At 32.7% G+C, this 12,843-nt stretch carries 12 protein-coding genes; 6 read left to right on the forward strand and 6 right to left on the reverse strand.

The genetic code is table 11. The features are described from left to right. The first annotated feature begins 198 nt into the window (after positions 1 to 198). Positions 199 to 2,352 (forward strand): outer membrane beta-barrel protein, encoded by a 2,154-nt coding sequence (locus FDY99_RS00375; RefSeq protein WP_139418623.1) that lies wholly within the window; start codon positions 199 to 201, stop codon positions 2,350 to 2,352. 248 nt (positions 2,353 to 2,600) lie between these two features. Then, the gene (locus FDY99_RS00380; RefSeq protein WP_102979507.1) at positions 2,601 to 2,879 is read left to right on the forward strand and encodes a hypothetical protein; all 279 of its coding nucleotides are present in this window, start codon (positions 2,601 to 2,603) and stop codon (positions 2,877 to 2,879) included. A 54-nt stretch (positions 2,880 to 2,933) separates the two neighbouring features. On the opposite strand, the gene FDY99_RS00385 is transcribed toward FDY99_RS00380, so the two are convergent. From FDY99_RS00385 to FDY99_RS00410, 6 genes are read right to left on the reverse strand one after another with little or no spacing between them, the layout of a single operon-like run. Beyond that, a complete protein-coding gene (locus tag FDY99_RS00385; protein WP_139418624.1) occupies positions 2,934 to 3,305 on the reverse strand; it encodes a response regulator in 372 nt (123 codons plus the stop codon). 34 nt (positions 3,306 to 3,339) lie between these two features. Then, the gene (locus tag FDY99_RS00390) at positions 3,340 to 3,912 is read right to left on the reverse strand and encodes a chemotaxis protein CheB (protein WP_139418625.1); all 573 of its coding nucleotides are present in this window, start codon (positions 3,910 to 3,912) and stop codon (positions 3,340 to 3,342) included. 10 nt (positions 3,913 to 3,922) lie between these two features. Further along, positions 3,923 to 4,753: a CheR family methyltransferase gene (locus FDY99_RS00395; RefSeq protein ID WP_139418626.1), complete on the reverse strand. Its 831-nt coding sequence runs from the start codon at positions 4,751 to 4,753 to the stop codon at positions 3,923 to 3,925. Between the two features lie 2 nt (positions 4,754 to 4,755). Continuing rightward, positions 4,756 to 5,121, reverse strand: coding sequence for a response regulator (locus FDY99_RS00400; protein ID WP_185148712.1), 366 nt, complete (start codon positions 5,119 to 5,121; stop codon positions 4,756 to 4,758). 15 nt (positions 5,122 to 5,136) lie between these two features. Continuing rightward, positions 5,137 to 8,745 (reverse strand): response regulator, encoded by a 3,609-nt coding sequence (locus tag FDY99_RS00405; protein WP_139418628.1) that lies wholly within the window; start codon positions 8,743 to 8,745, stop codon positions 5,137 to 5,139. A 4-nt stretch (positions 8,746 to 8,749) separates the two neighbouring features. After that, on the reverse strand, positions 8,750 to 10,225 hold the full coding sequence (locus tag FDY99_RS00410) for a hybrid sensor histidine kinase/response regulator (RefSeq protein WP_139418629.1): 1,476 nt from the start codon (positions 10,223 to 10,225) through the stop codon (positions 8,750 to 8,752). A 427-nt stretch (positions 10,226 to 10,652) separates the two neighbouring features. On the opposite strand from FDY99_RS00410, the gene FDY99_RS00415 reads away from it, so the two are divergent. The 4 genes from FDY99_RS00415 to FDY99_RS00430 all read left to right on the forward strand — a co-directional run bounded on the left by FDY99_RS00415 (position 10,653) and on the right by FDY99_RS00430 (position 12,819). Continuing rightward, entirely contained in the window at positions 10,653 to 11,243 is a 591-nt protein-coding gene (locus FDY99_RS00415) for a hypothetical protein (protein WP_139418630.1), read from the forward strand. Positions 11,244 to 11,529: 286 nt separating this feature from the next. Next, entirely contained in the window at positions 11,530 to 11,757 is a 228-nt protein-coding gene (locus tag FDY99_RS00420) for a hypothetical protein (RefSeq protein ID WP_102979513.1), read from the forward strand. Positions 11,758 to 11,866: 109 nt separating this feature from the next. Continuing rightward, positions 11,867 to 12,454, forward strand: coding sequence for a YciE/YciF ferroxidase family protein (locus FDY99_RS00425; RefSeq protein WP_139418631.1), 588 nt, complete (start codon positions 11,867 to 11,869; stop codon positions 12,452 to 12,454). A gap of 194 nt (positions 12,455 to 12,648) precedes the next feature. Next, complete coding sequence (locus FDY99_RS00430) at positions 12,649 to 12,819, forward strand: lmo0937 family membrane protein (protein WP_139418632.1); 171 nt, start codon at positions 12,649 to 12,651, stop codon at positions 12,817 to 12,819. Positions 12,820 to 12,843: the final 24 nt, after the last annotated feature.

Raw genomic sequence — 12,843 nt, forward strand, 5'->3', positions numbered from 1 at the left:
AGATTTATTTTAAAATCAATTGTAGTAAAAACATTAAATTTTATATGAAAAGCTATTTTGGTCATTCAAAATAGCTTTTTTATTACCCTGATTTTTAGACAGTTTAAAACAAATATTTGTCATTAACATAAATTAACACATTTTAAATGTAACGAATATTCCCCTATCGGTGTCTTATAATTAAATATATAACCTTTAATGAAAAAGATATTAGCACCAGTTGCTTTATTAATAGGAACTCTAGCTTTTTCTCAAACTGAAAAAGACACCATAGAATCAAAAGTAAAAGAAATAGAAGAAGTCACTTTTGTTGCAAGAAAACCAACGGTAGAATCTAAGGTTGACCGTACTGTTTTTAATGTAGCAAATAGTTCTATTCTTGCAGGGAACACCACTTGGGATGTTCTTAGAATGACACCTTTATTGAGCGTTGACAGCAATGATGCTTTAAAAGCCGAAGGAGAATCTGTTACCGTTTATATCAACGACAGAAAATCTGTTTTTACCGGAAAAGAATTAAAAGAATACCTGCAAACTATGCCTGCAGATAATCTGATGAAAATTGAGGTTATTACAAGCCCGTCTTCAAGATATGAGGCAACAGGATCTGTAATCAATATTGTTCTGAAGAAACGTGATGATGAGGGAATGAAAGGAAGTGTAACATTTAATAACAGACAAAATACTCAAAATTCTCAGTACACCAACCTTAACCTTAATTATCATAAGAAAAACTTCACCCAGACACTTGTAGGAAGCTACAGTGATAATATGTGGATACAAAGAAATTCATTTCTGAATACAGTTTATAAGAATAATGTAGTGACAGAAGGATCTACAAAGAATATCTATAATTGGAAGAACCCTTCTATTTCTTCAACTTCAGAATATGAGTTGAATGATAAAAATACAGTGGGAGTAATTCTTGAAGCTTACCGAGGTAAAAGAAGCAATACATCAGAAGTAAATGGATCACGCTCTGAGAATAATCTATTAAATTATTCTTATGATCAAAATCAGAGCTCATCAACGATTAACTCTAATTTTGGGACTAATGTTTTTTATAAATATTATGATAAAGAGAAAAACAGAATTCTAGATGTTAATTTGGGAACAAACTACGCCGGAGAATCTGATGACAGTTATTTTATCCAAAATAAAGTATTTTCAAATAAAACAGAAATTCAGGAAGTAGGTGTACTTTCTGATGTTGAAAACAGAAATTATTACATTAAAGTTGATTATACTCAACCTTTAGGAAAATCCGGAGGTAATTTTGAGGTCGGTGGTAAAATTGATTTTAATAATAATGTAATACCCAATCAGCTTTACGGAACTCAATTGACAGGTTTAAGTACAGGAGATATTTTCCATTATGAAGATAATATCAGTTCAGTTTACGCTAATTATTCTAAAACTTTCTTCAAAAAATTAGAAACAAGAATTGGTTTACGCTATGAATACATCGATTACAAATTTCGTCAGGATATAGCGGGAACATCAAGAAACGACTCTTATGGCAAATTTTTACCTAATATTTTAGTTAAATATTCTTTTTCAGACAAATATGATTTAAGCTTAACATATAATAAAAATATTTGGCGACCTTGGTATGCGGAATTCAACCCTTTTATGCAGCCTACCAATGATGGATTTTATTCTCGCGGAAATATGGATCTAAATCCCAACCCAAGTGACAGACTCTATATGAAATTCGGATTCTTAAAGAAATATTTTCTTTCTGCAAGATATACTTTCACAGATCAGGATTACTGGACAACTTATATACCCGAAGGCAAGAAAATTATTCAACAGGAAGCCAATTTTGTTGGCAAAGTTCACAAATACTATCTGTACGCCAATACCAATCAGTCTCTTCTTAAAAACAAACTGAATGTAAATATGAGTTTCGGATGGAATTATATTGATAACAGTGATTTTAATACAAGAAATGAACTAAAACTGGAAACTAATTACATAAGTTATTGGGCAGGTTCTACTAATTTAACCTACACTAATCTTTTTAATAAAAACATCAATTTAAGCGCTTGGGTAGAAATTTCTAATCAAAACAACGGTAACTCTATTGCCAACAAGACCAATGTCTTTCATAATATTTCAGCAACGAAGATTTTCCCGAAAACTCAGTTGGAATTCAGCTTACAGTTGATGAATATTTTTGCAAGACCAATGTTTGATTCTACTACATTTAGTCCGACCGGAAGCCAGAGAAATTCAACAAGATCAGACTGGTACGGAGCTTCGTTTTCTATTGTAAAGCGATTCGGAAACCAGAAAGTAAAAGAAAATACCAAAACCGATGTTGAGAAAAACAGCAGTGGTGGAAAATAAGAAGTAGTTTATTTTATCATTGGGAACGGATGGTGAGCAATTCACTGTCCGTTTTTTATATTAAAATTATTTGCAGATCTTTTTTAATAAACAGACAATTTTAGCAGTAGACATAGGTGTTTCACGTACTGAAGTAAAGTAGATTTGTAAATAGATAACAGATTGATTTGAAATAAAAACTGTTAATTATTTATAAAAACTCTGTATGGCATAGAAATTATTGTACTTAATAGTAAAGCACCTAAAAGATGGAAATTACAGAGCAAAATAAAGATACAATAGAATACTATTTAGCTTTAAACATACAACAGCAGTTTGGCAGCCACATTGATTTGAAAGATGAATTTACCTTTACAGAAAATCTCGTTTCAAAGAAAACAATTATAGCTCCCACTTTTTCGGATAAGATTTTATCACAACCTGAAATTAAAGAGTTTTTATCCGCTTTAATCAGTGATATCAATAATGAAGAGCAACCCCGAAAGTTGCCAAATTCAGATCAGAATCAAATGAGAAATGTAGTATAAAAAGAAAATCCCTTTCAGTAAATGAAGGGGATTTGTATTTTTTGAGAAATTATTCTAAGCTTTTTCCTGTAAAAACATTGAAACTTTATCTTCCAAATCTTCAAGATTAAAAGGTTTTGCAACGTAATCATCTGCCTGAGCTTCTTTCGCCAAAGCCACAATATCATTATTTGCCGTTACATAAATTACCGGAATCGATTTAAATTCTTCATGACTCTTTAAAAGCTTTGTTGCCTCTACTCCACCAATTCTGGGAATCCAGTTATCCATGAGAATTACATCGGGTTTAAAACTTGAAACCTTTTCGATAATATCATGAGATGTTTCTGAAATTTCGACCTGATAACCGTTTTCTTCAAAAATGATCGTAATCACTTCCAGAATGGTTTTATCATCATCAAAAATCAAAATTTTCTTCTTACTCATATTCTTTATTTAGCTTTAATTAGTTTATTTTTTTTTATAAATCATTGATATAATCTGCCAGATTATCTGGTGTGATGAGCAGATCGTATTTCACTTCTTCTACAGCGTGCTTCGGCATATAATTTACTTCGGCTGTTTCCGGATTCTGAATCCAGACTTTGCCGTTATTTTTTTTAATATAAGACAAACCTTCTACTCCGTCTGCATTGGCTCCTGAAAGCAAAATCCCGACCAAAGTTTTTCCGTAAACTTCTGCGGCAGATTTAAAAGTGACATCAATTGACGGTCTCGAATAATTCATCTTCTCAGAACTGTCCAGAGACATCGTTTTTTTATTTTCAAATAAAAGATGATAATCTGCCGGAACAATATAAATTTTATTTTTTTTAATATCCGTTTTATCATCGATCTCCACCACTTCTGTTGAAATGAATTGTTGAAGTAAGGTCTGCAAAATATTGGTTGATTGTGCCTTTCTGTGCAAGACCAATATAATGGGGAAATTTAATTTCTCATTGATGTTTTTAATCATTTCCAAAATAACCTGCAGACTTCCTGCAGATCCACCGATCAAAACCAATTCTGTATTTTTGCCTTCAGTTTGCATATTAAAAATATTAGTGATGATCTATTTTTTTCCAGATTCTCTGATCGTCAATCTGGTGGAAATTTTTGTCTAATTTAGAAAATCTAATCGTCTCTTTTGCTCCTAAAGCCAAAAAGCCTAAATTTTCTAAGCTGTTATCAAAAAGTCTGAAAACCCTTTCCTGCAAACCACGATCAAAATAAATAAGAACGTTTCTGCAGATAATCAACTGAAAGCTGTTAAACGAACTATCTGAAACCAGATTGTGAGTCGATAAAATAAGCTTCTCTTGAAGGCTTTTATCAAATTTTACACTATCATAATTCGCAGTATAATAATCTGAAAAATCTTTTTTTCCGCCAGAAAGCATATAATTTTCAGAATATAGTTTCATTTGTTGCAAAGGAAAAACTCCCGCTCTTGCTGTTTCTAAAACCGAAGGATTCAGATCTGTTCCGTAGATTAAAGATTTATGATAGAGATTGGCTTCTTTCAACAAAATTGCCATAGAATATGCTTCTTCGCCTGTAGAACAACCTGCAACCCAAATTCGGATCAAAGGATAAGTTCCCAACTGCGGTAAAATTTTTTTCCTTAACCCTTTAAAAAAATGAGGATCACGGAACATTTCTGTAACATTTACTGTTACTTCTTCTACAAAACGTTTCAAATATTCCGGCTCATTGATGAGGGTATAACGCAATTCTGCAAAGCTTGTGAATCTTTCTATCAAGCAAATACGGTTGACCCTCCGCTTAAAAGAAGCTCTGCTGTACCCGGAAAAATCATATCCGTACAGTTCGTAGACATCTTTAATAAGAAATTCTACTTCTTCATCTTTTATGATACTTTGTTCGAGCATTTTTAAGAAAGTTTTTCGACAGCCGTTAACAATATATCAACATTGATCGGTTTTGAAACATAATCCTGCGCTCCTGCATCCAGACATTTCTGACGATCTTCGGGCATTGCCTGCGCCGTAACCGCAATAACAGGAATCTGGCTGATTCCCGGTGTATTTCGGATGATTTTTATCGCTTCGTAACCATCCATTTCGGGCATCATCATATCCATCAAAACAACAGAAATATCCTGATCTTTTTTAAGCATATCAATAGCTTCCAAGGCCATTGTAGAACTCTCAATCTGATATCCTCTCGCTTTTAAAGTCAGTTTTAGGGCAAATATATTTCGCGGATCATCATCCACTATTAAGATTTTCTTATTCATCAGAATTTTATCTGTTTAAATTTCATACAACCAAACTCTAAGCAAAGACAATAGCTGATCAATATCTACAGGTTTTGAAATATAGTCTGAAGCTCCTGCATCAATGCATTTCTGGCGGTCTCCAATCATTGCTTTTGCTGTAATGGCAATAATAGGAAGTTTTGCAAATTTCGGCATTTTTCTGATTTCCTGAATGGTTTCATAGCCATCCATTTCAGGCATCATCATATCCATTAAAATTACGTCGATATCAGGATTTTGCTTGATCTGTTCCAAGGCGTGCTTTCCGTCCATTGCAACAATCGCTTCTACTTTATATTTTTCTAACGATTTGGTTAAAGAGAAAATATTTCGGGCATCATCATCTGTAATCAGAATCTTTTTACCACTCAAAACTTCCGTTAATGAACCTAAAGTTTTTGTTCTTACATTTTCTAAAGAATTATTTTTTTCTTCAACTAAATGTAAAAATAAGCCGACTTCATCTAAAATTCTTTGATAAGAATGTGCCGTTTTCACTACGATGGAATCTGCATACTGCTTAATTTTAAGCTCTTCAGACTGAGATAAGTTTCTTTCCGTAAAAATAATAATCGGCAGATTTTCGAGGCCTTCATAACTTTTGATGGACTCGATTACCTGATATTCATTTCCACGGGAATCACCGATGTCTAAGATCACACAATCAGTTTGGTTTGAAGTTAATGCTTTCACGACATCTTCAACGTTGTTCTCAATAGATAAAGAGATATTAAAGTTGCTTAAGAAATAAGATAAAGCACTCGCGTGTTTTGCATTTTCTTCTACAATCAGCACTTTCTGAGGCGATTTTCTAATCGCTTCTTCAATTTTTTTGAAAACATCTGCCATCTGATCTAAAGCCATTGGTTTATTAATGAAATCAATAGCGCCTTTCATCAGACTTTCTTTTTTCACATGAAGTACAGACATCATGTGCACCGGAATATGTTTGGTTTCAGGATTAGATTTTAGTTCATCCATCACTTTCCAGCCGTCTTTTACAGGAAGCTGTACATCCAATAAAATCGCTTGTGGATGATATTGTTGTGCAGCAGCTAAAGCATGATCACCTCTTACCACGACGATTCCTTTGTAATCCTGGGTTCTTGCGTATTTCAATAATGCTTTTGCAAAATTGGTATCGTCTTCAATAATTAAAATTACTTTATCTCCTTCTATGATCTTATCTCTGTCGTCATCAACGCTTTCAGGAATCTCAAGAACAATTTTTTCATAATATTCCGTTTCACCATCATCCAGAATATTCTGAATTACTTCTACATCTTCACGAATAATATCTACCAATTGCTGATCGGTTTCGTGAGTTACGATTTCTGTAACAGGTTTAATTGGGATATTAAAACTAAACTCGCTTCCTTCATTTACCTTACTGGTTAAGCTTAATTCTCCACCCAATAATCTTGCAATTTCACGGCTTATCGACAATCCTAAACCGGTTCCACCAAACTTTCTTCGGGTAGAACCATCTGCTTGCTGGAAAGCTTCAAAGATAATTCTCTGCTTGTCTTCCGGAATTCCGATTCCTGTATCTTTCACAGAGAAAATGATGAAATCTTTATTTTTAGGATCTTTTTTAATGTTTAAATCAATACTTCCATGTTTTGTAAATTTCAATGAATTGGAAAGAAGATTTCGTAAAACCTGATCTACACGTAAACGGTCTGTTTCGATAACGTTTTCAACTTCTTTATCGATATTGATATTAAATTGAAGTTTTTTATCTAAAAATACTGGATTAAAGAGACTTTTCAAATCTTTTACAACTTCAGAAATTTCAACATCATGATATTCTAAAGTCATTTTCCCGGATTCTATTTTAGCTAAATCTAAAATTTCGTCAATCAATGTCAACAAACTGCTTCCGGAACTTTGAATTACTTTTGCAGATTCTATCTGATCTTCATTGAGATTTTCTTCAGGATTTTCTGCCATTAATCGGGAAAGAAGAAGAATAGAGTTCAAAGGAGTACGCAATTCATGAGACATATTTGCTAAAAATTCAGACTTGTATTTGGTGCTTAACGCCAGTTCTTCAACCTTTTTCTGAATTTCATTATTTCGTTCAGCAATCAGATGATTTTTATCTTCCAGCAATCTTGAACGTTCTTCCAGTTCAGCATTTGCCTGCATCAGTTCTTCCTGCTGTACTCTCAGTTCTTCCTCCGAAGCCTGTAATTTTTGAGTTTGAGCTTCCAATTCTGTATTAAGGTTTTCCAATTCAGAATGTTGTACTTGTAACTCCTCAGACTGAGCCTGAGTTTCTTCTAATAACTGCTGCTCTTTTTCGCGTCCTTTTGCAGCATTAAGCGCAATTCCGATGTTTCTTGTGCATTCTACAAAAAAATCGATTTTGTCTTCATCAAAATTAGTCAGTGAAGCTAATTCTAACACACCAATACTGTGGCCATCGAAAAGTACAGGAATTAATAACAATCCATTTGTTTTCAGCTTGCTGCTTGAAAAGCTTACTATAAAATCTTCTTCTTTAAGATCGTTATAAACTGTATATCTTTCATTGACGAAGGTTTGACCAATCATGCCTTCTCCTGGCTCAAAACTTTTTTTCATATTGCTTTCTAAACCAAAAGCTGAATTGAGCCTTAAAATTCCTTCATCAAATACGTATAAAGATCCATTAATGCATTTTCCGTAATCGATGATTTGATACAGAGAATTTTCTGATATTTCTTTTACCGATTGGTTTCCTACTAAAGATTCGTTTAATAAAGCCAACCCTTTTTGTCGCCAATCACTTTTATTAATGGTTTCAAAAGATAATTTTAAAGATTCTGTCATGTGATTAAGAGAACCTACCAAATCTCCCAAATCGTCTTGAGAATTATCTACCGCTTTTTGACTGTAATCACCATTCGCTACTCGGTTTGCAATCTGCTGAATAGCCGTTACACGTCTCGATATTTGTGCATCTTTATCTCTTAAATCTTTTTCAAGTTTTTCTCTGCGTACAAGATCCGATCTTAATTTCAGATAGAAAAATACGGTTACTACAATTGCAGAAAGTGCTGAAAATATGATAAATAAAACCGTTGTATTCGAGGAACGGTTGAGGTCTTTGTTTTTTATTTCAAGCTGAGATTCTTCATATTTTACAAAATCATTGACCACTTCACGGCACTTATCCATGTAAATCTTGCTCTCTAAGATCTGATCTTGAGTCATCACAATACCTTTGCGTCTGTTCTCAACATAAAACTTCAGATTATTGATGCTTTTTTCAACATTCTGTTCTAAAAGATCTAAACGTTTTTGCTGCTTTGGATCTGCAACATCCATATTTTTTGCAAGCTCAATCGCTTTTGAATATTCATTTAAACTACGATTGTAAGGTTCCAGAAAACTTTCTCTTCCGGTAAGCTGATAACCGCGACTTCCGGTTTCCGCATCTAAAAGCGCTACCAAAACATCTTTTACGGCAGTTGCTGCACGTCTGCTTTTTCCTACACTTTCACGATGATTCATCTGATTCTGAATACTCAGATATGAAGCAATTGAGCTTGCAATCAGTATCAACAATGAAAAACCGACACCGAACTGCAGATTTCTTAATATTTTTTTCGGCATAAAATTAATTTAAAGGTAATGTGAAATAAAAGGTAGAACCCTCGTCTATAATACTCGAAACTCCAATATTTCCGTGATGTTGCTTAATAATTTCAGAACAGATATAAAGTCCAATTCCCATTCCCTGAAACTGAAGCGAAGATTCTTCTACACGGTAAAACTTATGAAACACTGCTTCCTGCTTGAAATCCGGAATACCAATTCCAAAATCGGTAACACTCACCTTTACTTCCTGTTCTTCTTCATCTACAAATGTGGTAACAATTACCTGATGATTTTCTGGAGAATATTTGATGGCATTGGTTAAAAAATTAATCAAAACCTGCTCAATACGAATGGCATCCAAAGGAATAAGAATATCTGGAATGTAACCGTGACGATCAATTTTCACCTTTTTCTCATCGTGGGTCTGAAGAATGGTTTCGATTGCATTTTGTATTAACTGATCAAGATTGGTAGGTTTTTTATTAATTTTGAGCTTCCCGTTTTCGATTTTAGAAACATCTAATAAGTCCGAAATTAACGTATTAAGCTTGTCAATCTGATCCTGAACTTTAACTAAGAATCCTGATTCTGCGCTTTCTTTGCCGAGTTTTAATTTTCGGTCTAAAAGCTGAACGTATGCTTTAATACTTGTTAAAGGAGTTTTTAGTTCGTGACTTGCGATACTCAGGAATTCATCCTTCTCTTTCTCTACTTTTTTCTGATCATCAATATCGGTAAATGTTCCTACCCATTTTTTGATGACATTTTCTTCTTCCACCGGAGTGACACGAAGCAGATGATATCTAAAGTCTCCGGATTTTATATTTTTAACTCTGATTTCTAATTCAAGTGCTTTTCCTTTCTTTTTGCATCGGGAAAATTCTTCTGTAATACTGAAATCATCGGGGTGAGTTTCGGGAAAAGTGGTGTAAGAATGAGAATATTCGTACCATTTTCCGTTGGCAAAATCTACCACACCTTCTTCATTTAGAGTGAATGCAATTTGCGGTAAAGACTCCAGCATCAAGTGAAAATGGTCGATTTGCGATTTCATCGTCACCTGCGATTCGCGTCTGCCTTTTACTTCAAGCTCGAGACTTTGCTGAGTTTTTCGCATTGCAATATTCTGTTCCTGAAAATTGTAAAAGGTTTTCACTTTCAACAATAAAATTTCAGGATCTACAGGTTTGGTAACATAATCTTTTCCTCCCGAAGCATAGCCTTTTGTAATAAATCTTTTCTCTGTATTGACAGCCGATAAAAAAATAATAGGAATATCTTTGGTTCCGCTGTATCCTGCAAGTGTTTCGGCAACCTCAAACCCGTCCATTTCCGGCATTTGTACATCCAAAATAATTAAAGCGTAATCATTTTTCAATGCTTTTCCTAATGCTTCCGGCCCGGAATCTGCGGTATCTACCTGAAAATCTTTAGATTCTAATAATTTTTTTAATGAAAAAAGATTGTTTTGATTGTCATCAACGATTAAGATCATATCTAGGGTAAAATCAATTGTTTGTTAATTTTTTTCTGACTCAAAAATACTGACAATAATTCGATAAACAGTTATTTGTAAACCATTTTTATCATAATCTGTATTATCAGTAATTAATTCGAAAATTTCTTTAAAAATATTTTGAAAATCACAAATTTGTTTAATGATTTATCAGATAAAATTTATGTAACCATACAAAAAGTAGGGATTACATATATTTTATGGATATTAAATATTTCCTTCCCATTCGCAACAATGATGCCAAGAAAACTAAGTAATTTATCTTAGTAATATATTCGATTATTATCATGATTTTGTTTATCTTGTCCTTCAAAATCTTGATTATTTTTTATTTAGAATTTTATATCTAATGAATCATAAATAGAAATATCAAAATATTTTATTCGAAAAAACTTTTATTTAAACCATGAAAAACACATTGCTGATATTTTTAGTTCTGATTTCTGTAAATATTTATTCGCAACAACAGAGTAATACTGAACATTTCACCGTGCGTGTAAGAGAAGTAATGGGAGACCTGAATAGAGACGGATTGCAGGATAAGGTCATTTTAACCATGGATACCGTTAATGCACAACAACCCTTAAAGCTACAGATTTTTTTATTGCAACCCAACCGAAAGCTTAGATTAGAATTTTCTTCTAAAGACGTTTTCAATCCTCAATATCCTAATGGAAAATATGGCGGTGATCAGGTTCCAAGCATACTTATTGAAAACGGAAATCTTATTCTTTATTGTGAAATAAAAGATGTAAAAGAATATTATACATTCCTTTATCAGAACGGAAAGTTTGAATTAATCCAAATAAAAAAAATCGTTTGGGATGGTAAAGATACCACGACTGAAACAAAATTTGATCTCATAAAAGGAGAAAAAACTGAAGTCAGCCAATTACTCGGTTCAGAAAAAACCAAAAAGAAAAAACCGACGAAAATTGCTTTAAAAGCTTTACCTACTTTACAGAATTTCAGAAGTCCTGAAAATCAATTCGAATAAATCATATTGAATTATGATTAACAATAATATGATCATATTTAATCTTAATTAAAGTTTAGGTACCACACGAATTATGCATGGCATACGAATTGATATATGCAATGCACACCACAATCAATTATATTACTATGATTTTGAATTGCCTGCATTACGTAGGCAATTTTTGTATACAAAAATCTGAAAATGATTCAAATACGGAAAAAGGAAAATTTGTGGGCATGTTTATTGTTAAAAATCTTTTGATTAAGAATGTAAAAATCAATAACAATTCTAAAAATATAAATTTATGAACCATAAAGAAGCTTTATTGCATAAAAAAGAATCTCTGAAAAATGCCGACGAATCGGTACTAAAACAATATCATCTTGTGATTTCACCAGCGAATACCGATGAAAGCAAAAAATTCATCGATGATTTCCTGAAAAATCCTGAAAAATTTGATGATAATAGCTGTAAAAAATATTCTTCTGATGATGCTTTTGAAGTCATTAGTTTTAAGAAAGAAGAAGAATAATATTTTATTTAAACCCTTATTTTACAATACATACCACATTGTAAGGATTTTACCTTCGATGGTCTGAAAATTGTAATTTTAAAAGCTAAACCACCTAACAAAATTTTTTATGAAAACTAAAAGTGTGTCTACTAAAAAAGATTCAGCTAAAAAAACGGCAAAAACCCCTGTAAAATCTACCGCTAAAACTCCTGCAAAAAAAGATGCTGCAAAAAATCTGAGTGATTTATTTGAAGATGCTTTAAAGGATATTTACTGGGCAGAAAAAGCGCTTACAAAAGCGTTACCCAAAATGCAGAAAAATGCAACCGATCCAAAACTTAAAAAAGCCATCGGCGACCATTTGGAAGAAACCAAAGAACAGGTAAAAAGACTTGAAGCATGTTTTAAAGCATTAAAGAAAAAACCACAGGCAAAAAAATGCGATGCAATGCAAGGACTTTTAGACGAAGGTAAAAGCATTATGGAAGAAACAAAACCAGGCGCAGTACGTGATGTAGGAATTATCGCAGCTTCGCAAAAAGTTGAGCATTACGAAATTGCGACGTATGGAACTTTGGCAGCATACGCAAAAATCCTTAAAGAAAAAGATTGTCTTAAACAGTTGCTTTCTACCTTAGATGAAGAAAAAAACTGTAATGATCTGCTTTCGAAACTTGCAGATACCAATCTCAACTCTAAAGCAATAAACGATTAATCGTTCACTATAAAAGATCCTTAACGGGATCTTTTTTTATGCTTAATTAAAAATAAAAAAAATACCACATTACAGAAATTAAACCATTGTAAATCAATCAAAAAAGTAAAAATTATTTTTATAAGACAATATTTAAAACCATTTAAGGCACAGAAAATGCATATAAGTAAATAACCAACCAAAAATTTATTATTATGAGAAGTATATTATGGCTTATTGCAGTAATCTGCATCGCAGTCTGGCTTTTAGGAATGCTGGGCGTAATTCCAGGAATGGATACCGGAAGTTTAATTCACATTCTTTTAGTTATTGCAATTGTTGTTGTATTAATTAATGTTATATCAGGACGAAAGCCACTCAATTAAGAGTAAAACAAAAAGATAAAAAGT

It is taken from the genome of Chryseobacterium mulctrae (genome assembly GCF_006175945.1).
Taxonomy (GTDB): Bacteria; Bacteroidota; Bacteroidia; order Flavobacteriales; family Weeksellaceae; genus Chryseobacterium; species Chryseobacterium mulctrae.